The organism is Georgenia sp. G2120, from assembly GCF_055326485.1.
In genome coordinates this window covers 76,412-101,514 of sequence record NZ_JBUZNL010000003.1, presented here as the reverse complement: position 1 = coordinate 101,514, position 25,103 = coordinate 76,412, and the positions used below count along the sequence as shown (strand labels likewise).

Annotated in this window: 27 protein-coding genes, 1 tRNA gene and 1 pseudogene; 10 read left to right on the top strand and 19 right to left on the bottom strand. The window is 73.7% G+C overall.

The window, feature by feature from the left end; translation table 11 throughout:
• Positions 1-93: 93 nt before the first annotated feature.
• The 7 genes from pstA to ACZLMO_RS04350 all read right to left on the bottom strand — a co-directional run bounded on the left by pstA (position 94) and on the right by ACZLMO_RS04350 (position 9,124).
• The gene (gene pstA, locus ACZLMO_RS04380; protein WP_463652983.1) at positions 94-1,323 is read right to left on the bottom strand and encodes a phosphate ABC transporter permease PstA; all 1,230 of its coding nucleotides are present in this window, start codon (positions 1,321-1,323) and stop codon (positions 94-96) included.
• The gene (locus tag ACZLMO_RS04375; RefSeq protein ID WP_425713734.1) at positions 1,320-2,447 is read right to left on the bottom strand and encodes a PstC family ABC transporter permease; all 1,128 of its coding nucleotides are present in this window, start codon (positions 2,445-2,447) and stop codon (positions 1,320-1,322) included. The genes pstA and ACZLMO_RS04375 overlap by 4 nt, the downstream gene beginning before the upstream one ends.
• 143 nt (positions 2,448-2,590) lie before the next feature.
• Positions 2,591-3,829 carry a phosphate ABC transporter substrate-binding protein PstS gene (pstS, locus tag ACZLMO_RS04370; protein WP_463652982.1) on the bottom strand — a complete coding sequence of 413 codons (1,239 nt, stop codon included), beginning with the start codon at positions 3,827-3,829 and terminating at the stop codon, positions 2,591-2,593.
• A gap of 346 nt (positions 3,830-4,175) precedes the next feature.
• The gene (locus ACZLMO_RS04365) at positions 4,176-5,147 is read right to left on the bottom strand and encodes an NUDIX hydrolase (RefSeq protein WP_463652981.1); all 972 of its coding nucleotides are present in this window, start codon (positions 5,145-5,147) and stop codon (positions 4,176-4,178) included.
• Positions 5,144-7,471: an RNA degradosome polyphosphate kinase gene (locus ACZLMO_RS04360; protein WP_425713737.1), complete on the bottom strand. Its 2,328-nt coding sequence runs from the start codon at positions 7,469-7,471 to the stop codon at positions 5,144-5,146. The genes ACZLMO_RS04365 and ACZLMO_RS04360 overlap by 4 nt, the downstream gene beginning before the upstream one ends.
• A gap of 43 nt (positions 7,472-7,514) precedes the next feature.
• Positions 7,515-8,435: a mycothiol synthase gene (gene mshD, locus ACZLMO_RS04355; RefSeq protein WP_463652980.1), complete on the bottom strand. Its 921-nt coding sequence runs from the start codon at positions 8,433-8,435 to the stop codon at positions 7,515-7,517.
• Positions 8,436-8,479: 44 nt separating this feature from the next.
• Entirely contained in the window at positions 8,480-9,124 is a 645-nt protein-coding gene (locus tag ACZLMO_RS04350; RefSeq protein ID WP_425713739.1) for a hypothetical protein, read from the bottom strand.
• 117 nt (positions 9,125-9,241) lie between these two features.
• Here ACZLMO_RS04350 and ACZLMO_RS04345 point away from each other — a divergent pair, with 117 nt between their 5' ends.
• Complete coding sequence (locus ACZLMO_RS04345) at positions 9,242-10,063, top strand: transglutaminase-like domain-containing protein (RefSeq protein ID WP_463652978.1); 822 nt, start codon at positions 9,242-9,244, stop codon at positions 10,061-10,063.
• 4 nt (positions 10,064-10,067) lie between these two features.
• On the top strand, positions 10,068-10,589 hold the full coding sequence (locus tag ACZLMO_RS04340) for an NUDIX hydrolase (protein ID WP_463652977.1): 522 nt from the start codon (positions 10,068-10,070) through the stop codon (positions 10,587-10,589).
• An 11-nt stretch (positions 10,590-10,600) separates the two neighbouring features.
• On the opposite strand, the gene ACZLMO_RS04335 is transcribed toward ACZLMO_RS04340, so the two are convergent.
• Positions 10,601-10,999: a VOC family protein gene (locus ACZLMO_RS04335; protein WP_425713742.1), complete on the bottom strand. Its 399-nt coding sequence runs from the start codon at positions 10,997-10,999 to the stop codon at positions 10,601-10,603.
• Between the two features lie 91 nt (positions 11,000-11,090).
• Here ACZLMO_RS04335 and ACZLMO_RS04330 point away from each other — a divergent pair.
• Positions 11,091-11,163: transfer RNA gene (locus tag ACZLMO_RS04330), tRNA-Lys, on the top strand.
• A gap of 13 nt (positions 11,164-11,176) precedes the next feature.
• Here the strand turns inward: ACZLMO_RS04330 and ACZLMO_RS04325 are convergent.
• Positions 11,177-11,638: a VOC family protein gene (locus tag ACZLMO_RS04325; protein ID WP_463652976.1), complete on the bottom strand. Its 462-nt coding sequence runs from the start codon at positions 11,636-11,638 to the stop codon at positions 11,177-11,179.
• Positions 11,635-12,246: a DinB family protein gene (locus ACZLMO_RS04320; RefSeq protein ID WP_463652975.1), complete on the bottom strand. Its 612-nt coding sequence runs from the start codon at positions 12,244-12,246 to the stop codon at positions 11,635-11,637. Before ACZLMO_RS04320 ends, ACZLMO_RS04325 begins: the two co-directional genes overlap by 4 nt.
• Positions 12,247-12,307: 61 nt before the next feature.
• Between ACZLMO_RS04320 and ACZLMO_RS04315 the strand changes: the two genes are divergently transcribed.
• A complete protein-coding gene (locus ACZLMO_RS04315; protein ID WP_463652974.1) occupies positions 12,308-13,309 on the top strand; it encodes a helix-turn-helix transcriptional regulator in 1,002 nt (333 codons plus the stop codon).
• Between the two features lie 6 nt (positions 13,310-13,315).
• Here the strand turns inward: ACZLMO_RS04315 and ACZLMO_RS04310 are convergent, their stop codons facing one another.
• Both ACZLMO_RS04310 and ACZLMO_RS04305 read right to left on the bottom strand, forming a co-directional pair.
• The gene (locus ACZLMO_RS04310; RefSeq protein WP_463652972.1) at positions 13,316-13,693 is read right to left on the bottom strand and encodes a type II toxin-antitoxin system death-on-curing family toxin; all 378 of its coding nucleotides are present in this window, start codon (positions 13,691-13,693) and stop codon (positions 13,316-13,318) included.
• Entirely contained in the window at positions 13,690-13,893 is a 204-nt protein-coding gene (locus ACZLMO_RS04305) for a DUF6290 family protein (RefSeq protein WP_463652971.1), read from the bottom strand. Before ACZLMO_RS04305 ends, ACZLMO_RS04310 begins: the two co-directional genes overlap by 4 nt.
• Positions 13,894-14,021: 128 nt before the next feature.
• Here ACZLMO_RS04305 and ACZLMO_RS04300 point away from each other — a divergent pair, with 128 nt between their 5' ends.
• Positions 14,022-15,185 (top strand): MFS transporter, encoded by a 1,164-nt coding sequence (locus tag ACZLMO_RS04300; protein WP_463653113.1) that lies wholly within the window; start codon positions 14,022-14,024, stop codon positions 15,183-15,185.
• A 129-nt stretch (positions 15,186-15,314) separates the two neighbouring features.
• On the opposite strand, the gene ACZLMO_RS04295 is transcribed toward ACZLMO_RS04300, so the two are convergent.
• Genes ACZLMO_RS04295 through ACZLMO_RS04285 form a run of 3 tightly spaced genes read right to left on the bottom strand, consistent with a single transcriptional unit; the run spans position 15,315 to position 17,355 of the window.
• Positions 15,315-15,797: a nucleoside deaminase gene (locus tag ACZLMO_RS04295; RefSeq protein ID WP_425713748.1), complete on the bottom strand. Its 483-nt coding sequence runs from the start codon at positions 15,795-15,797 to the stop codon at positions 15,315-15,317.
• Between the two features lie 33 nt (positions 15,798-15,830).
• Positions 15,831-16,877 (bottom strand): nitronate monooxygenase, encoded by a 1,047-nt coding sequence (locus ACZLMO_RS04290; RefSeq protein WP_463652970.1) that lies wholly within the window; start codon positions 16,875-16,877, stop codon positions 15,831-15,833.
• A gap of 28 nt (positions 16,878-16,905) precedes the next feature.
• A complete protein-coding gene (locus ACZLMO_RS04285; RefSeq protein WP_463652969.1) occupies positions 16,906-17,355 on the bottom strand; it encodes a hypothetical protein in 450 nt (149 codons plus the stop codon).
• Between the two features lie 220 nt (positions 17,356-17,575).
• On the opposite strand from ACZLMO_RS04285, the gene ACZLMO_RS04280 reads away from it, so the two are divergent.
• Positions 17,576-18,334 carry an ANTAR domain-containing protein gene (locus ACZLMO_RS04280; RefSeq protein ID WP_425713751.1) on the top strand — a complete coding sequence of 253 codons (759 nt, stop codon included), beginning with the start codon at positions 17,576-17,578 and terminating at the stop codon, positions 18,332-18,334.
• Between the two features lie 4 nt (positions 18,335-18,338).
• Here ACZLMO_RS04280 and ACZLMO_RS04275 read toward each other — a convergent pair whose 3' ends face one another.
• The 4 genes and pseudogenes from ACZLMO_RS04275 to ACZLMO_RS04260 all read right to left on the bottom strand — a co-directional run.
• Positions 18,339-20,003, bottom strand: a complete 1,665-nt coding sequence (locus tag ACZLMO_RS04275; protein WP_463652968.1) for an NAD-dependent epimerase/dehydratase family protein — start codon at positions 20,001-20,003, stop codon at positions 18,339-18,341.
• Positions 20,000-20,221: a hypothetical protein gene (locus ACZLMO_RS04270; protein WP_463652967.1), complete on the bottom strand. Its 222-nt coding sequence runs from the start codon at positions 20,219-20,221 to the stop codon at positions 20,000-20,002. Before ACZLMO_RS04270 ends, ACZLMO_RS04275 begins: the two co-directional genes overlap by 4 nt.
• The gene (locus tag ACZLMO_RS04265) at positions 20,208-21,554 is read right to left on the bottom strand and encodes a cytochrome P450 (RefSeq protein ID WP_463652966.1); all 1,347 of its coding nucleotides are present in this window, start codon (positions 21,552-21,554) and stop codon (positions 20,208-20,210) included. Before ACZLMO_RS04265 ends, ACZLMO_RS04270 begins: the two co-directional genes overlap by 14 nt.
• Positions 21,551-21,889 (bottom strand): annotated as a pseudogene (locus ACZLMO_RS04260) (SDR family oxidoreductase); the annotation flags it as partial. The gene ACZLMO_RS04265 and the pseudogene ACZLMO_RS04260, both read right to left, overlap by 4 nt.
• A gap of 344 nt (positions 21,890-22,233) precedes the next feature.
• Here ACZLMO_RS04260 and ACZLMO_RS04255 point away from each other — a divergent pair.
• From ACZLMO_RS04255 to ACZLMO_RS04240, 4 genes are all read left to right on the top strand, one after another.
• Complete coding sequence (locus ACZLMO_RS04255) at positions 22,234-22,968, top strand: sigma-70 family RNA polymerase sigma factor (protein WP_463652965.1); 735 nt, start codon at positions 22,234-22,236, stop codon at positions 22,966-22,968.
• A gap of 34 nt (positions 22,969-23,002) precedes the next feature.
• Positions 23,003-23,290, top strand: coding sequence for a WhiB family transcriptional regulator (locus tag ACZLMO_RS04250; protein WP_463652964.1), 288 nt, complete (start codon positions 23,003-23,005; stop codon positions 23,288-23,290).
• Positions 23,291-23,408: 118 nt separating this feature from the next.
• Positions 23,409-23,822 (top strand): CBS domain-containing protein, encoded by a 414-nt coding sequence (locus tag ACZLMO_RS04245; RefSeq protein WP_463652963.1) that lies wholly within the window; start codon positions 23,409-23,411, stop codon positions 23,820-23,822.
• 7 nt (positions 23,823-23,829) lie between these two features.
• The gene (locus tag ACZLMO_RS04240; RefSeq protein ID WP_463652961.1) at positions 23,830-25,023 is read left to right on the top strand and encodes a zinc-dependent alcohol dehydrogenase; all 1,194 of its coding nucleotides are present in this window, start codon (positions 23,830-23,832) and stop codon (positions 25,021-25,023) included.
• Positions 25,024-25,103: the final 80 nt, after the last annotated feature.

Sequence of the window (25,103 nt, the reverse complement as noted above, 5' to 3'; positions counted from 1 at the left end):
AGATCCTTCCGTTCAGGGCCGGCCGGTGGCCGAGGGGGACGGTGGCGGTGCGGGAGGCCGTACGGGTGGTCGGTGCGTGCGTCATGCCGGCGCTCACCGCTCGCCCTTCGGCGCGAACATCGCCGCCACGAAGCGGGCGATGAGGTTGAAGACGAGGACGATGAAGATGAGGACGAGCGCGCCGCCCCAGGATGCCTCGAAGTTGCCGGTGCGGAACGTGTTGTAGACGTACACCGGCAGCGTCATCATGTAGTTGTCGAACGGGTTGTAGTTGAACACGTCGGTCGACATGGCGGTGATCATCAGCGGGGCCGACTCACCGATGACGCGGGCGACGGCGATGACGACACCCGAGATGATGCCCGCGACCGAGGTGCGCAGGACGACCTTGACGATCGTCAGCCACTTCGGCACGCCGAGCGCGTAGGAGGCCTCGCGCAGCTCGTTGGGCACGAGCCGCAGCATCTCCTCGGTGTTGCGCACGACGATGGGGGTCATGAGGACGATGAGCGCGACCGCACCCATCGCGCCGGAGCGGTAGGCCGGCGCGCTGTCGAACCCGAGCTGGCCCATGACCATCGTCAGCATCGCGACGGCGAACAGTCCGGCGACGATCGAGGGGATGCCCGTCATGATGTCGACGAGGAAGGTGACGGCGCGGGCGAAGGGGCCCTTGCCGTACTCGACGAGGTAGATCGCCGTGAAGATGCCGAGCGGGATGGCGACGAGCGCCGTGAGCAGCGTGACGTAGAGCGTGCCGATGATCGCGTGCCCGAGGCCGGTCTCGACGTCCGCGATGGACGCGCCGACGTTGTTGTGCGTGAGGAAGCTCCACGAGATCGCCGCGATGCCCTGCTGGATGGAGGTCCACAGGAGGGAGACGAGCGGGAGGAGCGCGACCAGGAACGCGCCGCCGATGATCGTGGTGGCCACCCGGTCGCCGCCGTAGCGACGTCCCTCGTAGAGGTAGGCCACGAGGATCATGACGACGATGTAGGTGACGACGGCGTAGAGCCCGATGGTCAGGAGCGGCAGCGAGTACTGCGACTCGCGCTCCGGGTCCGACCAGGTCTCGACCGCCGGCCCGAAGGTCTCGGTGCGCATGCCGAAGAAGATGCCGACGGCCAGCGCGAAGGCGATGACGACCCACTGCACCCACCCGGGCAGGCGGCGGCCGTGGCTCGTGATGGACGGCGCCCCGTGGGCGCGCGTCGGCGGGCCGTCGCCGACCCGCTTGCCCAGCGCCGCACCGGCGTTGGTCGTCAGCTGGTCGTTCGCGGCGGTCTCCCGCCCGACGTGGCCGGTGGGGTCGGTGTCGCTCATGCGTTGGCTCCCGAGAACTCGGCGTACCGGGCGACGATGGCCCGGGAGATGTAGTTGACGACGAAGGTGAGGATGAACAGCATCAGGCCGATCGCGATGAGGACGTCCTGGCCGGCGACCGGGTCACCGGTGGCGTGCGCCTCGGGGAACGACAGCGCGATCTGCGAGGCGATCGTCGCGTGCTGCCCCGGGGACATGAGCCAGAAGTTAACCGCGAGGCCGGGCGAGAGGACCATGAGGAGGGCCATCGTCTCGCCGAGGGCGCGCCCGAGGCCGAGCATCGACGCGGACACCATGCCGGAGCGGCCGAAGGGCAGCACCGTCTGCTTGATCATCTCCCAGCGGGTGGCGCCCAGCGCGAGCGAGGCCTCCTCCTGCAGGCGCGGGGTCTGCAGGAAGACCTCGCGGCACAGGGACGTGATGATCGGCAGGATCATGATGGCGAGGATGAGCCCGCCCATGAGGATGTTGCGGGCCGGCGGGGTGAAGTCGAAGAGGAACGGCGAGATCGGCCACCACTCGAAGTTCTCCGCCATGTAGCTGAAGCCCGGCAGGCCGCCGTACCACTGCTCGGGGTCCTGGCCGAGCTCGGAGTCGCCCCAGTTGCCGGCGATCCACTCGAGCACGGGCGTGAAGGTCTCGGAGACCCACGTGAACGCGGGGCGCAGGAGCGGTTCGAGCAGGCGCATGCCCCACAGACCGAAGACGACCGAGGGGATGGCGGCGAGCAGGTCGATGACGTACCCGAGCGCGGAGGACATGCGGCGCGGCGCGTAGTGCGAGATGAACAGCGAGATCGCGATCGCGAACGGGACGGCGATGATCAGCGCGATGATCGACGCGAGCAGCGTGCCGAAGATCGTGATCCCGGCGTAGGCCCAGAAGCCGTTGCCGCTCGTGAACGGCGCGGCGGCGGCCACGTCCTCCGAGCTGGAGGTCAGCGCGGGGATCGACTGCAGGAGCAGGAACAGCGCGACGGCGCCGAGGACCGCGATGATGACGGCGCCCGCGGCGAACGAGAGTCCGTTGAAGACCCGGTCGCCGGTGCGGACCTTGCCTCCGTCGACCCGCTTGGACGGTGGGCGTTCAGCTGGCGGTGCGGAGGTGGTGACAGCTTCAGACACGGGGTGGCTCCAGTCGCCGTGGCGGTGGGGTGGGCCGGCCGCGCCGGGCCGGGGTGGACCCGACGAGCCCGAGGGGATGTCGGTGAGCGCGTCGACGGTCCGGCCCCGCTCGGGGCCGGACCGTCGACGTGGTCAGGCGTGGGTCAGCCGGCCGAGATCTGCTCGATCACGGTGTTGACCTGGCCACGCAGGTTGTCCGAGATCGGGGCGACACCGAACTCCTCGGCGGCCGACTGGCCCTCCGCGGAGGCGATGTAGGCGAGGAAGCCCTGGACGTTGGCGGCCTCGGCCTCGTCCTCGTACACCGAGCAGGCGGCGTGGTACGAGATGAGGACGATCGGGTACGCGTCGGGGATCGAGCCGTCGCGCTGCAGGTTGATCGTCAGCTGCGTCTCGGTGGCGCCCTCCGCGGGCTCCGAGCCGTCGACGATGGCCGCGGCGGCCTCGGCCGAGTACTCGACGAAGTTGCCGTCGCCGAGGCCGATCGCGGCGGTGCCGAGGTCACCGATCTGCGAGGCGTCGGCGTACGTGACGGCGCCCTCGGTGCCGGTGACGAGCTGGACGACGCCCGAGGTGGCCTGGGCCGACTGCGTGCCGTCGATCGGCCACACGTCGGACGGCTCGTGCTCCCAGCCCGAGCCCGACTCCTGCAGCCACTGCTGGAAGTTCTCCGTGGTACCGGAGTCGTCCGAGCGGTTGACCGGGATGACCGGGAGCGCGGGGAGGTCGGCGTCGGGGTTGTCCGCCGCGATCTCCTCGGCGTCCCAGGAGGTGATGTCGCCGTTGAAGATGCCGGCGACGGTCTCCGGGGTGAGGTTGAGGGTGTCGACGCCCGGGAGGTTGAACGTGACGGCGATCGGCGACACGTAGGTCGGCAGCTCGACGATCGGGTTCCCACCGCAACGCTCCTCGGCGGCGGCGAGCTCGTCGCCCTCGAAGTAGGAGTCGGTGCCGATGAAGGAGACCTGGCCACCGACGAACTGCTCGCGGCCGGTGCCGGAGCCCGTGGCGTTGTAGTTGACGGTGACGTCCGACTCCTGGCCGAACTGGTCACGCCACGCCTGCATGGCGGTCTCCTGCGAGGAGGCGCCCGAGCCGTTGAGCGTGCCGGACAGCGAGGCGTAGTCGATGCCGAGGTCCTGCGGGCCGGACGCACCGGCGTCGCCACCCTCGGACTCGGACTCGGAGGGCGACTCCTCGGACTCGGACTCCGAGGGGGCCTCCTCGGACTCCGACTCGGTGTCCTCCTCCTCGGAGGACTCCTCCTCCGAGGTCTCCTCCTCGGTCGACTCAGCGTCGTCGCCGCCACAGGCGGCAAGGGTCATGGCGACAGCGCCGACGGCGGCCAGGCCGGCCAGACGGCGGGAACCAGCAAGCTTCACGGTATTTCCATCCTCTACAAGTGGAGTCCGGTTCGGGAAAGCCCGACCACGTGGGGACGTTAGGCACCGCGGGTGTACGGACATCACGTCGTAAGTGAACAATCGGTGAACTCGACCAGTCACCTCAGTCACAGATTGACCACGGGCCACGGCTTGACCAGGATTTTTCGGACGCATGACGGTGGGATCAGACAGTCCCGGTCTACCGGGCCACAGCCGCGCCGACCTGGGCGGACGCCGTTCTGGAGGGGTGCCGGTGGGTGGTGGTTCGTCGTCGTCGGGGGCCGTTCCCGGCCCGGGGACACCCCCGCGCGCACGGGCGATCATCCGGAGGGTGAGTCTGCGCTCATTCGTCCTCGACGGCGCGGACCCGCTCGACGGCGACGACGACGGGGCCGTGCCGCGCCCGGCGCGCGCAGTGCACGACCAGCATCTCGCCGGTCCGCAGGAAGGGGTCCTTGTCCGGGACCGTGCGGCGCAGGGCGTGGGGCGCCCGGTCGAGCAGCGTGGCGACCACCGTGGGCAGCACGGGGCGGTGCGTGCAGATCGCCGTGGGCCGGGTGGGGCGGCTGAGCGCGGCCGCCACGAGGTCGCGGACGGGGCGCTTCCGGCGCTCGTGGGCGGCCTCGGTCAGCTCCTCGTGGAGGTCGACCTCGATGCCGCCGCGCTCCGCGTACGAGGCGAGGGTCGCCCGGCAGCGCTCCCACGGCGAGCTGACGAGCTGCTCGACCCCGTAGGCCGAGAACAGCGACCCCATGCCGACCGCCTGGACCGCGCCGCCCACCGTGAGCGGCCGGGTCGCCTCGGAGCCCTTCCACGACTTCCGCGCCCGCGCGCGGGCGTGCCGCACGAGGAGGACCGTCCAGGTGTCGAGGCGGGAGTCCTTCCACTGGTCGACGAGGCGGCCGAGGACCTCGCGGTCGCCGTCGTGCACGAGGGCCTTCTCGGCGTCGCGCACGGACATCCACCGCGTCTCGTCGATCTCGTCGGCGGACGCCGCCGGCGGGACGCGGCGCACCCGGGACCAGGCGCCGTCGGGCGTCGCCGCGCTGCTCGCCCAGTAGCTGACGTGCTTCCGGCGCCCGTCCCGCAGCCGGTAGCGCACGACCCCGAGGGGCTGGCCGACGACGACGAGCTCGCCGGTCTCCTCTGCCACCTCGCGGACGGCGCACTCCTGGAGGGTCTCGTGCGGGTCGAGGTGGCCCTTGGGGAAGCCCCACTCGTCGTACCGCGGCGAGTGGACGAGGAGGACCTCGAGCCGCCGGCCCTCCTCGCGCCAGACGACCAGGCCGGCGGCCCGGACGTTCCCCCGGCTCACCTCGAGCTCGCGACCCGCCGTCGCGCCTGGCGCATGTGGTGCTGCTGGACGTCGCGCAGGCGGTTGCCGTCGGCGTCGTGCGTGACCCTGGTCCAGCCGTCGGGGCCGAGGCGCCACGAGGACGTCTCGTCCGAGGCGGCGAGGTCGACGAGCTCGACGAGGCGCTCGCGCTGGCCGGGGTCGACGATGCGGATGAGGGCCTCGACGCGGCGGTCGAGGTTGCGGTGCATGAGGTCCGCGGAGCCGATCCACACCTGCGGGTCGCCGTCGTTCGCGAAGGCGAAGATCCGGGAGTGCTCGAGGAAGCGACCGAGGATCGAGCGGACCCGGAGGTTGGCGCCGGTGCCCGGCAGGCCGACCTTGATGGCGCAGATGCCGCGGACCACGACGTCGACCGGGACGCCCGCGCGGCTCGCCCGGTACAGGCCGTCGATGAGGCGCTCGTCGACGATCGAGTTGACCTTGATCTTGATCCACGCGGGGCGGCCCGCCTCGTGGTGGGCGATCTCCTTCTCGATGCCCTCGAGCAGGCCGGGGCGGATGTCGCGCGGGGCCACGAGCAGGCGGTGGTAGCTCGTGCTCGGCGCGTAGCCGGAGAGCTGGTTGAACAGGCGCGTGAGGTCCTGGCCGACGTCGCGGTGGCACGTGAACATCCCGATGTCCTCGTAGCCGCGGGCCGTCTTCGGGTGGTAGTTGCCGGTGCCCACGTGGCAGTAGCGGCGCAGCCCGTCCGCCTCCTGGCGCACGACCATCGACAGCTTGCAGTGCGTCTTGAGGCCGACGATCCCGTAGACGACGTGGACGCCCGACTCCTCGAGCTTGCGCGCCCACTCGATGTTCGCCTGCTCGTCGAACCGGGCCTTGATCTCGACGATCGCGAGGACCTGCTTGCCGGCCTCGGCGGCGGCGATGAGGGCGTCGACGATCGGCGAGTCGCCCGAGGTGCGGTACAGCGTCTGCTTGATGGCGAGGACCTTCGGGTCCTTCGCGGCCTGCTGGAGGAACTGCTGGACCGACGTGGAGAACGAGTCGTAGGGGTGGTGCAGGAGGACGTCGCGCTCGCGGATGGCGGCGAAGATGTCGGTCGGGTTCGCCGACTCGACCTTCGCCAGGCCCGCCGCCGTGACCGGCACGTACTTGGGATACTTGAGGTGCGGGCGGTCGAGGTCGTGGATGACGTTGAGGCCCGTGAGGTCGAGCGGCGCGGGCAGGCGGTAGATCTCCTGCTCGCCGACGCCGAGCTCGCGCGCGAGCAGGTCGAGCACCCGCTCGGAGATGTGCTCCTCGACCTCGAGGCGGACGGCCGGGCCGAAGCGCCGGCGGGAGAGCTCCTTCTCGAGGGCCTGGAGCAGGTTCTCGGCGTCGTCCTCCTCGACCTCGAGGTCCTCGTTGCGGGTGACGCGGAACGTGTGGTGCTCGACGATCTCCATGCCCGGGAACAGGGCGTCGAGGTGCTGCCCGATGATCTCCTCGAGCGGGACGTAGGAGGTGCGGCCGCCCGCGTCCTCCGGCACGTCCTCCGGGCGGTAGGGGCGGCCCTCGGCGTCGACGGCGATGAACCGCGGCAGCAGCGCCGGCACCTTGACGCGGGCGAAGTGCTCCATCCCCGTCTCGGGGTTGCGCACGAGGACCGCGAGGTTGAGCGAGAGGCCCGAGATGTAGGGGAAGGGGTGCGCCGGGTCGACCGCGAGCGGCGTGAGCACCGGGAAGATCTGGGTGCGGAAGAACTTGTGCAGGCGCTCCTTCTCGCTGTCCGCGAGCTCGCCCCAGTGGAGGATGTCGATGCCCTCCTCGGCGAGCTTGGGCTGCACGTCGTCGAGGAAGACCTTCGCGTGGCGGGACATCAGCTCCTGCGCGCCGGCCCCGATGCGCTCGAGAACCTGCCGCGGGCTCAGGCCGGATGCGCCCGGCACCGCGAGGCCCGTGCTGATCCGGCGCTTGAGGCCGGCGACGCGGACCATGAAGTACTCGTCGAGGTTGGAGGCGAAGATGCCGAGGAACCACGCGCGCTCGAGGATCGGGAGGCTCTGGTCCTCCGCCTGCTCGAGCACCCGCTGGTTGAAGGCGAGCCAGCTGATCTCGCGGTCGGCGAAGCGGTCGTCCGGCAGGTCGCCGTCCGCCGTCGCGGGCTCCTCGTCCTCGGGGTCCGCGGGGCTGCCCTGGATGACGAAGGTCGGCGGACCGTCGGTGGCGGAGTCGCCCGGGCCGCCCTGGGCGCCCTCGCCGGTCAGCTGCCGCGCGACCCGCGCCTCGACGTCCTCGCGGTCCTCGTGCAGGTCGGGGGTGTGCTCGTCGGTGCCGTGCGGCGCGGAGGAGGAGCTCATGGCGCCATCCAACCACCTCGCGGTCAGGTGGCGCTGCGGAGGGTCAGGCGTACTGGCTGTGCCGCTCGACGACCGCGAAGCCCTGCCGCTCGTAGGTCGCGAGCGCCGGCGCGTTGTCCCCCTCGACGTAGAGGTCGACCGAGCTCCGCCCGCGCGCGGCCACCTCCGCCAGGCCGCGGGCCGTGAGGTCGCGGCCGAGTCCGCGGCCCTGCGCCGACGGGTCCACGCCGAGGACGTACAGCTCCGCCTCGCCCGGATCTCCCGGCTTCATCCAGATGAAACCGAGCGGATCGGGGGCGCGGGGTCCGTCGTCGTCGGCCGCCTCGTTCGCCTCGTCGTACGCGAGGAGGAGCAGCTCGGCGTCGAACCACGGCTGCGCGAGACGCTCGTCGAGGTCGGCGCGCGTCATCCGCCCCTGCTCGGGGTGGGTCGCGAACGCCCGCGCGTTGACCCGCAGCCAGGGCTCGGCGTGCGCATCGACGTCGAAGGTCTCGATCCGGGTCCCGGCCGGCGGCTGTGGCGCGTCGTCGGTGCGGACCTGGGCCCCCATCCGCAGGAGCTCGCGCACGCGCGTGAGGCCGAGCGAGCCCGCGAGCGCCTGGGCGCCGGGGAGGTCGCCGTGCGCCCAGACGGCGAGGCCCGCGTCGGTACCGGACGTCCCCTCCACCGAGACGTCGCCGCCGATCTCACGCGCCGCGACCAGCAGCTGCCGGCCGAGTCCGCGCCGCCGGGCGGCGGGGGCCACGACCAGCTCGCCCGAGCCGTCGGCGACCTGGGCGTAGCCGAGCAGCGCGCCGTCCTCGTCCTCGAGCAGCAGGTGCGTGGCCGCGCGGGCGGAGTCGGGGGCGAGCCGGAGGAGGGTCTGCTCGTCGAGGGGGCCCACCCCGTCGGCGGCCTCGGCCTCGGCGGCGAGTGCTCGGACGGCGTCGGCCTCGTCGGCGCTCAGGCGGTCGGCGGTGCGCATGGGTGGATCTCCCGTTCGGTCGGGCACGTGCTGGTGGGCGGGGCTCAGTCGAGCTGGCCGCTGCCGTGCAGGGTGGCGGCGGCCTCGAGGTCCTCCGCGGTGCCGAGCAGCCCGCCGGCGCGGCGGGTGATCTCGAACGCGAGGTCGGCGCCGTCGCCCTCGGACTCCTCGTGGTCCGCGTGCAGCGCGGACCCGGTCGCGAGCACGCGGAGGAACGCGGCCGCGCGGTCGAGCGCGACGGCGAGGTCACCGGCGTAGACGCCGGAGAGGACCTGGTCGACCACGCCGACGACCTCGTCGGGACCGTTGGGCGCGGCCACGCCGGCGACGGCGCCGGCCACCTCGGCGCGGGTGAGCCCCTCGCGGTAGCGGGCGGCCACGGTGGCCGGGTCGCGGCGCACCCACTCGCGCAGCAGGTAGAGCCGCCACAGCGCGCCGGGCAGCGTGGCGGCGGGGCTGCGCGACCAGAGCTCGGCGATCGTGTCGAGGCCCTCGGAGTCGACGAGGGTGACGAGCCGGTCGAGCAGGTCGGGGTCGGTCCCGGAGTCGCGGCGGCCGCCGTCGACGATGAGGCGCGCGGTCGTGTGCGCGAGCTCGGACCGGGTGGCCGGGTCCTCGTCGCCCTCGATGCCCTCCGCCACGGCGGGGTCGAGCATCGCGGGCCGGCGGGGTCGTCGTGGTTCGTTCATGTCGACCTCCTTCGGCGTGCCCGGCGGACGGCCGGGCGGCGTCCGCCATTGTCGCGCATCTCGTCGCCGGAGGCCTCCGGGTCGAGCGCTCGTGCGGTGGCACCTACGCTGGCGAGCGTGCAGCGTTCCGTCACCGCCAGCCTCCAGATGACCACCCGCCGCGGCGCGACCCGCCTCGCCTTCCTCGTCTCGGTGGCCCGCCAGCCGGGCCTGACGATCGACGAGCGGCTCGTCTGCCGGCTCGGGGAGAGCGAGGTCGACCTCGTCGAGTTCGTCGGCCGGCACGGCACCGTCACCCACGTCCTCGACCTGCCGGACGACACCGAGCTCGGCACGCCGCTCACGCTCGACTACGAGGCGCAGGTCGGCGGGGACGGGGACCTCGGCGACATGGACGAGCCGGCCGAGCTGCTCGAGTTCCTGCGCCCCTCGAGGTACGCCGAGTCCGACCGCCTCTTCCGGTTCGCGCGCTCGCAGTTCGCCGGGCTGACGGGCCTCGAGCTCGTCCGTGCCGTCGAGTCGTGGGTGAACACGTCGCTCGCCTACGTCCGGGACTCCTCTCGGCCGACCGACGGCGCGGTCGAGACGATGCTCGCCCGCCAGGGGGTGTGCCGGGACTACGCGCACCTCGTCGTCGCCCTCCTGCGCGCGATGGACGTGCCCGCCCGCGTGACCTCGGTGTACGCGCCCGGGCTCTCCCCGATGGACTTCCACGCCGTGGCCGAGGCGTGGCACGAGAACCGCTGGCACGCGATCGACGCGACGCGTCTCGCCCCCCGCCAGCCCCTCCTGCGCATCTCGACCGGCCGCGACGCCGCCGACAACGCCTTCCTCTCCTCCTACGGCGGCGGGATCAACTTCCGGACGTTGCAGGTCGCGGCCACGATCGACGGCGACCTGCCCGCCGACGACCACGCCGACCCCGTCCAGATCGCCTGACACCGTGCCGACCCCCGACTTCATCCTCGAGCTCCGCGAGCACGTGGGGCACGCCCTGCTGTGGATGACGGGCGCCTCCGCGGTGGTCGTCCGGGAGGACCCCACCTCCCCCGCGCAGCACCAGGTCCTGCTCGTGCGGCGCGCGGACAACGGCAGGTGGACTCCGGTGTCCGGGATCGTCGACCCGGGCGAGCAGGTGGCGGACACGGCCGTGCGCGAGGTGCTCGAGGAGACCGGCGTGCGGGCGCGGGCGGACCGGCTCGTGCACGTGAGCACCTCGGGGCCGATGACGTACCCGAACGGCGACGTCGCGCAGTACGTCACCCTCGCCTTCCGCTGCTCGTGGATCTCCGGCGAGCCCTACCCCGCCGACGAGGAGAACACCGAGGCCCGGTGGTTCGACCTGACGGACCTGCCGGAGATGACGGACGACATGCGCGAGCGCATCGACGCCGCGCTCGACCCCGACGCCCCCGCGCGGTTCACGGGCGGACAGCCGCCGGCCGAAGAGCCGCCGGCCGGCTGAGTCGGTCGACGTCAGTGCCGGCCGGCCCAGTGCGGGCTGTGCATGAGGCCGAGCATGTTGCCGAACGGGTCGATCACCGACGCGGTGACGAATCCTTCCCCGCGCTCGGTCAACGACTCGGCGGGGGTGGCGCCGCGCGCGAGGAGGTCGGCGAGCGTGGTCGCGACGTCGTCGACGTGCCAGTACGTGGTCGACGTCCCCGGGCCCGCCGCGCCCGGCAGGTAGCTGCGGTCCATGAGGCCGAGCTCGTCCTCGTCCGGTCCGACCCGGAACTCGACGTAGGCCGCGGGGCCGGTCTCCGGGCGCCGGAAGTAGGGCTCGGCGCCCAGGACGTCGGCGTACCAGCGCGCGGCGGCGTCGACGTCGTCGGCGGTGAGGACCATCGTGGTCAGTCCGTGCAGCGTGCTCATCAGGGTGCCCTCTCTGTGCGTGGGTGGTCGGTGGTTCGTCGTCGTCGGGATTCACGCGTCGCTCCGATCCCGACGTAACCTGTGCGCTCGCGGGCCTCTAGCTCAATCGGTAGAGCAACGGACTTTTAATCCGTGGGTTGTGGGTTCGAGCCCCACGGGGCCTACTCGGCCTGCGGGTCAGTCGAGGCAGAACTCGTTGCCCTCCGGGTCGGCCATGACGATGAAGCCGATGCTCAGGGGCGGCTCGGGCTCGTGCCGACGCAGCCGCGACGCCCCGAGCCCGACCAGGCGGTCGCACTCGGCCTCGAGCGCGGCCATCCGCGGCGCGCCGCTGAGGTCGGAGGCCGTGCGGACGTCGAGGTGGACGCGGTTCTTCGCCACCTTGTCCTCGGGGACCTGCTGGAAGAAGATCCGCGGGCCCACGCCGTCCGGGTCCTCGAGAGCGGAGGACGAGTTCCGCTGCTCCTCCGGGACCCCGGCCGCCTCGAGGAACTCGTCCCAGGCGGCGAGCGGCTCGGCGCCGTCGGGCAGGTCGACGCCGGGCGGCGCCGGGTGGACGTAGCCGAGGACCTCGCGCCAGAAGATCGACAGGGCGCGCGGGTCGTGGGCGTCGAACGTGATCTGGACCGTCGCGCTCATGACTGCACCGCCCCTCCGGAGCTCTCGCCCGTCGTGTGCAGGTGGAGGTCGCGCAGGAGGGCGACCTCGGCGAGGTGGTGGACGAGCTCGCGATTGATGTGCAGGACGAGCCGCGCCATCGGGTCCTCCGCGAACGGGCCCTCCGCCTCGCCGCAGGGCCGCGCGAGGCCGTCCTCCCCCAGGCTCGCGACCCCCTCGGTCCACCGCGCGTACTCCTCGTCCAGCTGGGCGAGGGCGGCGTCCGCCGTCGGCGCGTAGTCGAAGGACTGGTAGTCGGCGGCCGCGCGGCCGAAGTGGGCCGCGTTGCGCACCGCCAGCACGCCGACGATCACGTGGCCGAGGCGCCAGGCGATCGTCGTCATCGGGGCGGGCTCGGGCGGCGGGAAGGCGAAGTCGATCGTCATCTCGCCGGAGCCGGCCTGGACCGGGGCCCTCCCGGTCCCGCGCGGGCGGACGTTCCAGGCACCGGGGGCGGGCTCCCAGAGGTACTCGTCGTCGGTCAGCCCGGTGAGGCGCTCGCGGACCTGGTTGGTCAGGTGCCAGTCGGTCTGGTCCCGGAGCAGCGCGTTCCAGGACGTGTCGGTCAGGGTCGCTGTCGGTTCGCTCATGACCACACCGTGACGGAGAACAAGGACAGATCCGGTCCGCGTTCGGTGGAAGAGTGTCCGCATGCGCACCGAGGGGACGACCGAACGGGTCCTGCGGCTGCTCGGTCTGCTGCAGCACCGCTCGCAGTGGACCGCCGCCGAGCTCGCCGACGAGCTCGACGTCACGCCGCGCTCGGTGCGCCGAGACGTCGAGCGGCTGCGCCGGCTCGGCTACCCGGTGGAGGCGGCGCCCGGGATCGGCGGCGGGTACCGGCTCGGCGCCGGGACGCGTCTCCCTCCCCTCCTGCTCGACGCCGACGAGGCCGCCGCCACCGCCCTGTCCCTGCGCCTGGCCGCCGGCGGCACGGTGGCCGGCGTGGGCGAGGCTGCGCTGCGCGCGCTGACCAAGCTCGACCAGGTGCTGCCGCCGCGCCTGCGCGCCGAGGTGCGGGCGCTCTACGACGCGACGGGCGCCGTCGTCGGCCCCCACTCGACGATCGACGCCGACCTGCTCGTCCGCCTCGCCCGCGCCTGCCGCGACTCGGTCCGGGTGCGCTTCCGGTACACGGCGCGCGGCGGGGACGAGAGCGAACGGACGGCCGAGCCCGTGCGCATGGTGTCCGTGGGGATGCACTGGTACCTCATGGCGTTCGACGTCGACCGGGACGGCTGGCGCACGTTCCGGCTCGACAGGATGCGCGCGGTCGAGGCCTCCACCTGGCGCTTCACCCCGCGCGACCACCCGGACCCGGTGGAGTACGTCCAGCGGTCGGTGACGACGTCGCCCTACGCGTTCGTCGCCCGGGTCCGCCTGCGGGCGGCGGCGGAGGACGTGCGGGCGCTCGTCCCGGCGACCGCCGGGCGCGTCGAGGAGGAGGCCGACGGGTGGTGCGTGCTCATCTCCGGCGGCACGGAGCTCGACTGGATCGCCATGCACGTGGCCTCCCTCGGCTACGACGCCGAGATCCTCGAGCCGCCCGAGCTGCGCGAGGCGGCGGCCCGGCTGGCGCAGCGGCTGTCGCGGATGGCCGACGATCCGCGGGATTCGGCAGAAACGCAGGACACGGCGGGATCGCCGACATGACGGGACCTACCAGGGCTCGCTCCCGCGCCGGATCCGTGCCGCGATCTCCGACACCTCGTCCAGGTCGCCGGCCGCCACGCTCATCACCAGCTCGTACGCCTCGTCGTTGGACAGGGTGAGCCGGCGACCGTTGATGCCGAGGAAGGCGATCAGCGAAGCCAGGCCCAGGCGCTTGTTGCCGTCGAGGAGAGGGTGACTGCGGGTGATCGAGTGCAGGAGTGCCGCACCCTTCTCCTCAAGGGTCGGGTAGGCGTCGGACCCGAGCACCGTGGAGCGAGGACGAGACACCGCCGCGTCGAGCAGACCGTGGTCCCTGACCGGCACCTCGCCCCCGAGGGTCCGTTCGCCGACGTGGATCACGTCGGCCAGGGTCAGGTAGATCACCGGCCGAGCCGCTCGAGCGCCTCCGCGTAACGGGGCAGCTCGTCGTCGAGCACTCGGTCGATGAGCTCGGACCGGCTGTGGTTCTCGATGTACTCGCGCACGGCCTGGCGCGCAACCTCCTGCATCGAACGGGACTCGTGCTCGGCGCGGCGGCGCAGGGCGCTGGATTCTGCGTCCGACAGACGCAAGGTCATGGACATCGCCCCACGGTATCAGCAGTGATACCACCCGGGCGAGGGTGCCCCGCACCGGCGAGCAGCTCGTCGGCAGCGCGCCCGGGACGACGCCTACCCGCACCGGCGAGCCGCTGACCTGGCACGCTCCTTCCATGCGCCGGCGCACCTCGATCGCCCTCCTCGCGGTCGGGCACGCGTGCGTCGACGTCTACCAGGGGGCGGTCGCCGCGCTCGTCCCCTTCTTCGTCGCCGAGCGGGACTATACGTACGCGGCGGCGTCGGCGATCGTCCTCGCCGCCTCGCTCGTGTCGTCGATCGTCCAGCCCCTGTTCGGCGCGCTGACGGACCGGTGGTCGATGCCGTGGCTCGTCCCGGTGAGCACGGTCCTCGGCGGGCTCGGCGTGGCGCTGGGCGGCGTGAGCGAGAACTACGTCCTCACCCTGATCTTCATCGGGGTCTCGGGCATCGGCGTCGCGGCGTACCACCCGGAGGGGGCCCGGCTCGCGCGCACGGCGAGCGCCGGCAGCCACACGGCGATGGCCTGGTTCTCCACCGGCGGCAATGTCGGGTTCGCCCTCGCGCCGGTCGTCGTCGGGCTGAGCGTCGGCGTCGGCGGCCTCGCACTCACGCCCGCGCTCGTGCTCCCGGCGCTCGTCGGTGCGGTCCTCACGCTGCCCGTCGTCCGCGTCCTCACCCGGCAGGTCGCGACCTCCCGCACGACGGCGACACCCGTCCGCCCCGACGACTGGTCCTCGTTCGGCCGCCTCAGCCTCGCAGTGGCCACCCGCTCGATCGCGTTCGTCGGGCTCGGCGCGTTCGTCTCGCTGTACGCGGCTGAGCGCGTGGACGGGGGCGAGAGCGCCGGCCTCGTCGCGCTGTTCGTCCTCTATCTCGGGGGCATCGTCGGCTCGATGCTCGGCGGCGCCCTCGCCCAGCGGTTCGGTCGGGTCCGGGTCTCGCGGTGGGCGTACGTCGTCAGCACGGTCGCGGTGGCCGGGGCCGTGTGGGTTCCCGGCTACTCGATCTACGCGTTCCTCGCGCTCGCGTCGATCGGCATGTACACGCCCTTCTCGCTCCAGATCACGCTCGGCCAGGACTACCTGCCCAGCCGGGTGGGGACGGCGAGCGGGGTGACCCTGGGCCTCGCGGTGAGCGTCGGCGGCCTGGCGAGCCCGGGGATCGGCGCCCTGGCCGACCGCACGTCGCTGCAGGTGGCGCTCGCCCCGCTCGTCCTCATGCCCGCGATCAGCTGGCTGATGTTCGCCACGCTGCGGGAGCCGGGTGGGCGAGGCGAGGCCGACGGACAGGGCACGTGAGGCAAGCCGGGCAAGCGGCGCTAGCCAGGTCGACGGGGCGAGCCAGGTGAACCTGACGAGCCAGATGAACGCGACCGGCCGGGGCCGTCGGACGGCTGAGCGACCGAACCGCTGTGGGCGTCCCTTCCGTCAGCGCCGGGCGTCGGCTCTCGCCGCGTGCAGAGCGCGCACCCGCTCGGCGAGCTCCGGGTCCGGCCCGTCGACGACCGCGCCGGGTACGACCGCCTGGATCGGCAGGCTCGCGAGCGGTCCGGACGGGAGCCCGAGCTCGCGCGACCACTGCGTCAGCTGCTCGGTCGACGACGCGTAGACGATCCGCCCCAGCCCCGCCCAGCCGTGGGCGGCCGCACACATCGCGCAGTGCTCGCCCGAGGTGTAGACGACGCACCGCGCCGCGACGCCGGGCTCGAGGTGCTCCGCAGCCCAAAGGGCGATGACGAGCTCGGGGTGCCGCGTACGGTCCCCGCCGGAGACGTGGTTGTGGTCCTCGAGAAGGACGTGGCCGTCGGGCGCGACGAGAACGGATCCGAACGGCTCGTCACCGGACTCGAGCGCCGCCTCGGCCAGCTCGACGGCGCGGACGAGGAAGGCGCGGTCGGTGTCGGTGATCATGCCGCCATCCTGCCCGTCGACGGTCGGTGGGTGTCAGCCGCGTCGGCCGGCCCCGGCCGCCTGCGCATCGGCCCACAGGTCGGCGACGATCCGCGCGGCCGGGCCGCTCGGCGCGTACTGCCACCGCTGCCCCGCCCACAGCGGGATGAACCGGGTGTCGCCCGCCGCACCGCCGGCCTGCCGGATCGGCCAGGTCACGTGGTTGAGCGCGGGGTAGGCCGCGGGCGCCACGGCGTCGAACCGCCGGACGAGGTCGTTGACGAGCGAGCGCGCGGGGCGGCCGGTGAACGCGCGGGTGACGGCGGTCGCGGTGAGAGCGGGGTCGCGCAGCGCGGCGCGGTGGCCGGGAGAGGTGCCGGCCTCGTCGGAGTCGAGCAGCGCGGTGCCGACCTGGACGGCATCCGCGACCTCGAGCGCCCGCGCCACCTCCTCCCCCGTCGTCAGCCCGCCGGCCGCGACCACGGGCACGTCCACCGCCGCGCGCACGGAGCGCAGCAGCTCGCCCAGCGGGGCGTCGTCCGGGGTGTCGACGACGGCGAACGTCGACCGGTGCCCGCCCGCCTCTGGCCCCTGCGCCACGACCGCGTCCGCGCCTGCGGCCACCGCGGCCTCGGCGTCCCGGGCGTGCGCGACGGTGACCCACACGGCGGTGCCGACGTCGTGGAACCGGGTGATCGTCTCCCCGCTCGGGAGGCCGAACGTGAAGGACACGAGCGGCACCGGGTCCGCGAGCAGGGCCTCGACCTTGGCGTCGAACCCGGAGTCGTCCTGGCGCGGCGTACCGAGCTCGTCGATGCCGAGCTCGACGGCCAGGGGCGCGAGGGCGTCGCGGTAGGCGAGGGCGGCGTCGAGGTCCGCGGCCTCGGGGTCGGGGACGAAGAGATTGACGCCGAACCGGGTGGCGCCGAGCTCGCGCGCTCGGCGGACCTGCTCGAGCAGCGCGTCGACCCCGCCGTAGCCGGACGCGAGGAATCCGGTCCCGCCGGCCTGCTCGGCGGCGGCGACGAGCTCGGGCGTCGACGGCCCTCCGGCCATCGGGGCAGCGATGAGCGGAACGGTCAGGTCGGCGGGGGTGAGCACGGCCTCGAGCCTAGTGACCGGCCGGCGCTCATGGCCCGGGAGGCGGCGGGAGCTCGACGACTCGTGCGCCCGGTCCCACCCGGTCGAGCTCGTCCGCGACCGCTTCCGCGAGCGCCGCGAACGCGGGGTGGACCGGGTGGCGCCGGTCCGCGTCGGGCGGGGGCGCGGTCGTCCGCACGAGCGTGACGTCGTTGCGCTCCCCGCAACGACGGCACACGGTCTCCCACCCGTCCTCGTCCGCGGCCACCGGGCCGACCGCGACGAGCCTCGCCCCCTCGACGTCGCCCTCGGCGAGCGAGCGGACGGCGACGGCGCCCGCGTGCGAGTCGAGCCGGGCCACGGCCGCGCTCACGGAGGTCAGCCAGCCCAGGTCCACGGACAACAGGTGCGGGCGGGCGCCGCGATCGGCGAGCGCGTCGGCGATCACGAGCTCCGCGCGCCCCCCGTCGCCCAGCACAGCCACGGTCGTGTCACGCATGCGTCGATCGTCCTCCTAGTTCCTGCGGCCCGCACGTCGGCGCCCGCCCGGCGGTCCCTGGCAGGCCGCATCCCCCGCGCCACCCGTCTCCGTCGGCCGGGCCCGAGACCGGTGCGGCCGCCCGAGGAGTCGGTAGACTGGCGCCTCGGTGACGGTCGGCCGCTCGCGCCGGACCGCGCCCACCCGGGGGCACGCACGCCGCCCGGACGACGGAGGTGTGGTGGCGGACGAGGACTTCTTCTCCCGGATGGCGCTCGACCTGCAGGCCGGGTCCGGTGCCGGGAGTCGCACGACGATCGAGCGGATCGCGGACTACGCCCGCTCCGCGGTCACGTGCGACGACGCCGGCATCATGCGTACTCACGCCCGTGACCGGCTCGAGACCGCCGCCGCCACGTCGAGGGCGGTCGCCGAGGCCCACCACCTGCAGCTGCACCTCGACGAGGGGCCGTGCCTCGACGCGCTGACCGCGGCCGAGGGCGGAGAGTACGTCTCCGGGGACGTCGGGGCGGACGCGCGCTATCCGGCCTGGGGCCCGGCCGTCGCCGCCCTCGGGTTCCGCAGCGTGCTCAGCGTGCCCCTGCGCACGCAGGAGCGCCGGTACGGGTCGCTCAACCTCTACTCGGCCCGGCGGGACGCCTTCGACGAGGAGGACGTCGCGGTCACCCACATCTTCTCCCGGCACGCCTCGGTCGCGATCGCGTCGGCGCACGAGCACGAGGGGCTGAAGGTCGCCGTCGACTCGCGCAAGCTCGTCGGTCAGGCCCAGGGGATCCTCATGGAGCGGTTCGACCTCGAGGCCGACCAGGCGTTCGCCTTCCTCCGGCGGCACTCCCAGGACCACAACATCAAGCTCCGCGAGGTCGCCGAGTGGGTGGTCGAGCACCGTCGTTCCCACCGCACCCCCCCGTCCGACGCCGGACGCGAGCACCAGCCCGCCGGCAACGGGACCGTGTCCTCCGACACCGAATCGGGCTGAGCGCTCACTCACCGGGCGCCGCGACCGTCCGCTCCTGCCCGTCCTTCTGGCGCGCCGTGGCGAAGGCGTGGCCGGTGACCCGGTCGTGCAGCCGGCCGATGACCTCGGCCTGCTGACGGGCGTCGTCGGCGAGCTGGTCGAACACCGCTCGGGGCAGCCCGAGCTCGTCGGCGAGGCGCGCGAGCACCTCCCAGACGCCCAGCTTGCCGATGACGGCACTGCGCAGGAGCTCGGTCTCGAGCACCGGTGTCATGGGCGAGTCCACCAGCCGTCCGTTGAGCTTGAGCCTGCCGATCCGCTCGGCCGCCCACGCCGCCACCTGGCGGTGCGCGCGTGGCCGCAGGTCGAGCGTCTCGACGAGGTCACGGAGGAAAAGTCGCTCGGACTCGATCTGCTCCGCCAGGTCCGCCAGCTCGGGGCCGAGCTCCGTGCGGCCGTGGGCGTCGGCCATGCGTCGCGCGCGTGCGCTGCCCCCCGTCGCCCCCGTGAGGTGGTCGGAGAGGTAGAGGCCGAGCAGGTGCCGGTCGAGCGTCGCGGGAACCCGGTGAGCGGCGGGCGTCCCGCCGGACTCCTGGGCGCGGAACCGCAGCGCGCCGCCGGCCGGGGTGGCGTCCGTCGGCCACGCCTCGGCCGGCCGCATCGGAGTGCTCGGCATCCCGGTCCCGTCGGCGATCCCCGTCAGGAGCGCGCGCAGCGCGCTGCCGGCGTCGTGCCGGGGGTGCCAGCCGAGCTCCGTGCGGGCGCGCGTCGCATCCATCACCGGGACGGCCATGCCCATGTCGAGCCATCCGGCGTCGGCGGCGACCGCGCGTGCCTCCCACGCGAGCGAGACGGCCGGCCGCAGCAGCCGCGACGGGACGCGGACGAGCCGGCCGTGGTCGAGGACGTCCGCCAGGTCCTGCGCGGTGAGCACGGGGTCGGCGGCGATGTTGAAGGGTCCCGCCGCCCGCTCGAGGACGACCCGCAGGTAGGCGTCGGCGAGATCGTCGGCATGGACGACCTGCAGGCGCAGACCCGTCGGCACGGGCATCACGGGCAGCCGCCCGGGCCGCAGCAACCCGGCGGGGACGAGCGGACCGAGGAAGTACCGCCGGATCTCCGCGGCCGGTTCGCTCCCGAAGACGAGCGCCGGGCGCAGGCGTGCGACCCGCAGGTCGGGGTGCTGCTCCTCGTAGTGGTCGAGGACCCGCTCCTGGGCGGCCTTGTCCACCGAGTAGTGGGACGTGGGGATCCCCTCGGTGGGCCAGGACTCGTCGCGGGGCGTGTCGTCGTCGACCGGTGTGTAGGCACCCACCGAGGAGGCGACGACCAGGTGCGGGACCCCCGCCCGTGCCGCCGCCTCGGCGACCCGCGCCGTCCCGGTGACGTTGGCTCGCCGCAGGAGGTCGCGCTGCCGGTTCGGCTGGATGAGCCAGGCCAGGTGCACGACGGCGTCCGCGCCGCGGATCGCCGTGGCGATCTCGTCGATCAGCCGGTCCTCGTGCTCCCGGGTGCGCGCCGGCAGCGCGAGGTCGATGCGGTGCCACGTGGCGGACGCGTACGGCTCTGCGTCGGGCTCGGGCAACCGCCGGGCGATGGCGACGATCTCGTCGACCTCCGCGGATCCGGCCAGTGCGCGCAGCACCGCGGTGCCGGCGTTGCCGGAGGCTCCGACGACGGCGACCCTCACGGTCCGTCCTCCGGCTCGCCCTCGGCCTGGGAGGGATGTCCGCCGGGCGGTTCGGGGTGGTCCTCGGAGTGGGCGTCCGACGGGTCCTCCCCCTCCGCCTGCGACGGCCGGCCGGTGGGACGGTCGTCCGGCTCCTCCCGCTGCGCGGGGTCGCCGGCGAGCGCCTCCCCGGTGCCGGTGAGCTCCTCGGTCGTGGGGTCGTCCCTACGGTCGGGCATGGCTGGTCTCCTTCTCCTGTGCGTGCCCGACGCCGACCCTCGGCGTCAGGGTGAGTCGCACCCTGACCGGTGCGAGGGTGCGCGGGAGCGGCGCGTCGGCGGACAGGTCGGCCGGGTCCGCCAGGCCGACGTCGAAGCGGCGCACGAGCGCGGCGAGCACCTCGCTCGTCACGTCGAGCACGAGCGTTCTCCCCGGGCACCGGGCGGGTCCGGCGCTGAACGGCACGAGGCCCCGGTCGGCGTCGGCGCGGCCGTCGCTCCACGCCTCGGGCGTGAACCGGTCGGCCCAGCGGTGGCGGCGCGGGTCCCGGTGGAAGAACGTCGACACGACGACGAACGCCGTCCCCGCGGGGGCCTCGCGACCCCGCCATGTGGTCTGGGTCGTGGAGTCGCGCAGGATCGCGAGCGTGGTCGGCCAGAGCCTGAGCGACTCGAGGACGGTGGACCGCGCGGCCGGACGCAGCCCCCGGTGGTCGGCCGGGTCCTCCGCCCGGACGCGCGCCTGGGTCTCGGGATGGATCGCCAGCAGCGCGAGTGCCCGATGGACCGCGATGGCGGCGGTGTCGAAGGCGAACAGCCAGTGGGGAAGCTGGCCGACCGTCGCGGTCCCCCGCGCGGCCGGTGTGGCGGCGACGAGACCGGCGAGGCTGTTCGGGTCGGCCGTGAGCACGTACCCGCGAAGCGAGGCGGCGAGCTCGCGCATCCTCGCCGTGCTCCGCGGCACGAGGAAGGCCCAGTTCGCCCGGGCCCGCAGCTGGTCGAGGACCGTGGTCACGCGGGTGTCGTCCCGCGCCAGGTCTCCGAGCGTCACGCGGCGGGCGACGCGACCGAACGAGGCGCGCAGCCGAACCCACGTGAGGTCCGGCCCGGTGAGCGCGCCCATCTCCTCGTCGGCCGCACGGACGCACGTCTCGTGCAGGCGGTGCAGGTCCGCCCCGTGGTCGAGGACGGCCTCGTTGAACGGCCGGCGGAGTCGGCGCCGTGCGGCGTCGGAGACGAGCAGGCCCGCCGGCTGGAAGTGGCTCAGGGAGGCCACCTTCTCCCGGTTGGCCGGGGTGAACGTGTCGACGTCATCAAGCAGTCGCTCGACGTCACCGACGTCGAGCGGGAGCGCGATCTCTCGCAGCGGCAGGCGCAGCCGGACGGGTCCGGGCCCGTACCGCTCGCGGAGCGCGGCGAGGACGTCGGCGACGCGCCGGTCGGCGTCGAGCCGGTCGACGAGGGCGGTCGCGCGCGGCCGGCGCACGATGATGCCGCGGACGAGCAGCGGCAGCAGGACGCCCGTGACGGCGCGCGCGGTGTCCCGGCGACCGAGCGTGACGAGCCCGGTCACGGTCCGAACATCCCGCCCGTGACGCCGAGCGTCTCGCCGACGACGTAGCTGGACTCCGGGGACGCGAGGAAGACGAACGCCGGGGCCACCTCGGTGGGCTGGCCGGCCCGGCCCAGCGGCGTGGACCGTCCGAACTCGGGCAGCTCCTCGGTCGGCTGGCCGTCCGAGGGCTGGAGCGGGGTCCAGATCGGGCCCGGTGCCACGGCGTTGACGCGGATGCTCCGCGGGGCGAGCTGCTGCGCGAGGTTCGTGCTGAAGTTGTTGATCGCGGCCTTCGTCTCGGCGTGGTCGAGCAGCACGGGCGGCGGCTGGAAGGCGACGATCGACGTGGTGCTGCGGACGTCGTCGGACATCGCGTGCTCCCGTTCGTCGTCGGAGGATCGGTGCGGGGTGGGCATGCCCCCGACGTACCCGCGGGGACGTCCGGCAAACCGAGGGCCTCCGTTTGACACACGTCACGGACTCGGCAAGGTTGGAGACCTGGTGATGCAGCCGCCAGGACGCGCACGTTCTGCTCGGGGGGACCTCCGTGAACGTACGACCGACAGCTGACCACCGTGGGAGCCGGCGCTCCCGCACCCACCGATCCGGGCGACGCAGCACCGCACGCCGACGCGGCGGCGAATCTCGCGGCCAGGAACCGTCGCCCGACCCGGCTCACGCCGACCACGACGACGCGGTGCTCGAGCATCTCGGCCTCGCCCGCACCCTCGCCCGCCGGTTCCGGGGCCGCGGACCGGAGCCGGAGGACCTCGAGCAGGTCGCCTACCTCGGGCTGGTCAAGGCCGTGCGAGGTTTCGACGCCGGCCGCGGCAGTCTCGCCGCCTACGCGACCGCCACCATCCTCGGCGAGCTCAAGCGCCACTTCCGCGACGGCGGGTGGATGGTCCGCCCCCCGCGGCCCGTGCAGGAGCTGCAGATCGAGATCCGCGGGGTAATCGACGAGCACCTCCAGCGCCACGCGTCCCCACCCTCCGACGCCGAGCTCGCGCGTTCGCTCGGGCACGACGTGCACGCGGTCCGCGAGGCCCGCGCCGCCGTCGGATGCTTCGCACCGCAGTCGATCGACGCCGCTCCCGGCCCGGACACCCGTCCGATCGGCGAGGACCTGCCGGCCGCCGACGACGGGGCGTTCGAGCGGGTCGAGGAGCTCGCGAGCCTCGCGCCGTTGCGCGGGCGGCTGACCGGGTCCGACCGTGTGCTCCTGCGGATGCGGTTCGTCGAGGAGCACACCCAGCAGGAGATCGCCGACGTGCTCGGCGTCAGTCAGATGCAGGTGTCCCGCCGGCTCGGCCGCGTGCTCGCCACGCTCAGGCTGGCCGCGGGGACACCGGCCGCGGCGTCACGGCGGGGCACGGCGGCGCCGTCCCCGACCGGTACGACCGCCACCACGCCAAGGACCCGCGCCGCCTGAGGGCCGCGTGCGCGACGACCACAGGAGGCACCCGATGGCTGAACTGTCCCGACTTCCCGAACCGCTGCTGGACGTGTGGAGCTGGCAGCTCGAGGGGGCGTGCCGCGAGGTCGACCCCGAGGACTTCTTCCACCCCGAGGGCGAGCGCGGCCAGGTCCGGCGGCGCCGCGACGAGGCCGCCAAGGCGGTGTGCGCGGCCTGCCCCGTCATCGACGCCTGCCGTGAGCACGCGCTCGCCGTCCGCGAGCCGTACGGGGTCTGGGGCGGCATGAGCGAGGACGACCGCCTGGCCGCCTACCGCGCGGCACGTCGGGCCGGCTGAACCCCCGACGGCCCGTTCGACGGGGCGCCGCCCGAGGTCGCATGCATGCCGCGGCCGATCGCGGGTACGACCCGGGCAGCGCCGCCGACGGCGGCGCACCGACGACGGGAGCGAGACCATGGACACGGCACGCGACATCATGACGCCCGACGCCCGCTGCGTGGGCGAGAACGAGACGCTGGTCGACGCGGCGCGACAGCTGGCCGAGCTCGACGTCGGCTCGATGCCGATCTGCGGCACCGACGACCGGCTCAAGGGCATGCTCACCGACCGCGACATCGTCGTGAAGTGCCTCGCCCAGGGCGGTGACCCGTCGACGACGACGGCGGGGCAGCTCGCCGAGGGCAAGCCCGTGACCATCGGCGCCGACGACTCGATCGAGGAGGCGCTGCGGACGATAGCGGCGCACAAGGTCCGTCGACTCCCGGTGATCGACGGGCACGACCTCGTCGGGATCGTCAGCCAGGCCGACGTCGCCCGGAGCTGGCCCGACGACCGGGTCGGCGAGCTCGTCGAGCTGATCTCGGAGTGACGCCGACGTGCGCGCACTGACCTGGCAGGGGCCCGAGCACGTCAGCGTCGAGGACGTCCCCGACCCGACCGTCGTGGAGCCGACCGACGCCGTGGTGGAGGTGACCTCGACCGCGATCTGCGGCTCGGACCTGCACCTCTACAGCGTCCTCGGCGCCTTCCTCGACCCGGGGGACGTCCTCGGCCACGAGACGATGGGCATCGTGCGAGAGGTCGGGGCGGAGGCCACCGACGTCTCGGTCGGCGACCGGGTGGTCGTCCCGTTCCCGATCGCGTGCGGGAGGTGCCGGATGTGCGCGCGCGGCCTGCACAGCCAGTGCGAGACCACGCAGGTGCGCGAGCACGGCAGCGGGGCTGCGCTGTTCGGCTACACCAAGCTCTACGGCCAGGTGCCCGGCGGCCAGGCGGAGTACCTGAGGGTCCCCCACGCCGGCGCGGGGCTCGTCCGCGTGCCGGACGACGGCGAGCCGGACGAGCGCTACCTCTACCTCTCCGACATCCTGCCCACCGCCTGGCAGGCCGTGCGCTACGCGCAGGTGGAGCCGGGGTGCGCCGTGGTCGTGCTCGGGCTGGGGCCGGTCGGCCAGCTGGCCGCGCGCGTCGCCCGGTACCTGGGTGCCGGTCGGGTGATCGGCGTCGACCGCGTGCCCGAGCGGCTGGCGATGGCGGCGCGGCACGAGATCGAGGTGATCGACGAGCGGGACGTCGACGACGTCACCGCCGCCCTGCGGGACCGGACCGACGGCGAGGGCCCGGACGGGGTGATCGACGCCGTCGGGATGGAGGCCCACGGCTCCCCCGTGGTCGGCGTCGCCCACCGGGCGATGGCGAAGCTGCCGGACGCCGTCGCCGCCCCGTTGATGGAGCACGCCGGCGTCGACCGGCTGGCCGCGCTGCGGACCGCGATCTCCGCCGTGCGCCGCGGCGGCACGGTCTCCGTCTCCGGCGTGTACGGGGGCGCCCAGGACCCCCTGCCGCTGCTGGAGATGTTCGACAAGCAGCTGACCGTGCGGATGGGGCAGGCCAACGTCCACCACTGGGTCGACGAGCTCCTGCCCGTCGTCATGGACCGCGAGGACCCGCTCGGCGTCCTCGACCTGCGCACGCACCGGCTGCCGCTCGAGGAGGCGCCGGCCGCGTACGCGATGTTCCAGAAGAAGGAGGACGGCTGCGTCAAGGTCGTCCTCGACCCCAGGGCCTGACGGGGCGCGCCGGTGCGGCGGCCGATCTGCCGCCCGGTGCGCCGGCTGTTTGACTCCCGGCGGATCGGGTACGAGGCCCG

Bases quoted from the DNA above. Each gene is read 5' to 3' on its own strand.
- ACZLMO_RS04300 (WP_463653113.1), top strand. From the start codon at position 14,022: ATGCGCCGGCGCACCTCGATCGCCCTCCTCGCGGTCGGGCACGCGTGC.
- ACZLMO_RS04325 (WP_463652976.1), bottom strand. From the start codon at position 11,638: ATGAGCGCGACGGTCCAGATCACGTTCGACGCCCACGACCCGCGCGCC.
- ACZLMO_RS04270 (WP_463652967.1), bottom strand. From the start codon at position 20,221: ATGCCCGACCGTAGGGACGACCCCACGACCGAGGAGCTCACCGGCACC.
- ACZLMO_RS04285 (WP_463652969.1), bottom strand. From the start codon at position 17,355: ATGCGTGACACGACCGTGGCTGTGCTGGGCGACGGGGGGCGCGCGGAG.
- ACZLMO_RS04305 (WP_463652971.1), bottom strand. From the start codon at position 13,893: ATGTCCATGACCTTGCGTCTGTCGGACGCAGAATCCAGCGCCCTGCGC.
- ACZLMO_RS04315 (WP_463652974.1), top strand. From the start codon at position 12,308: ATGCGCACCGAGGGGACGACCGAACGGGTCCTGCGGCTGCTCGGTCTG.
- ACZLMO_RS04295 (WP_425713748.1), bottom strand. From the start codon at position 15,797: ATGATCACCGACACCGACCGCGCCTTCCTCGTCCGCGCCGTCGAGCTG.
- ACZLMO_RS04350 (WP_425713739.1), bottom strand. From the start codon at position 9,124: ATGAACGAACCACGACGACCCCGCCGGCCCGCGATGCTCGACCCCGCC.
- mshD (WP_463652980.1), bottom strand. From the start codon at position 8,435: ATGCGCACCGCCGACCGCCTGAGCGCCGACGAGGCCGACGCCGTCCGA.
- ACZLMO_RS04250 (WP_463652964.1), top strand. From the start codon at position 23,003: ATGGCTGAACTGTCCCGACTTCCCGAACCGCTGCTGGACGTGTGGAGC.
- ACZLMO_RS04335 (WP_425713742.1), bottom strand. From the start codon at position 10,999: ATGAGCACGCTGCACGGACTGACCACGATGGTCCTCACCGCCGACGAC.
- pstA (WP_463652983.1), bottom strand. From the start codon at position 1,323: ATGAGCGACACCGACCCCACCGGCCACGTCGGGCGGGAGACCGCCGCG.
- ACZLMO_RS04360 (WP_425713737.1), bottom strand. From the start codon at position 7,471: ATGAGCTCCTCCTCCGCGCCGCACGGCACCGACGAGCACACCCCCGAC.
- ACZLMO_RS04245 (WP_463652963.1), top strand. From the start codon at position 23,409: ATGGACACGGCACGCGACATCATGACGCCCGACGCCCGCTGCGTGGGC.
- ACZLMO_RS04320 (WP_463652975.1), bottom strand. From the start codon at position 12,246: ATGAGCGAACCGACAGCGACCCTGACCGACACGTCCTGGAACGCGCTG.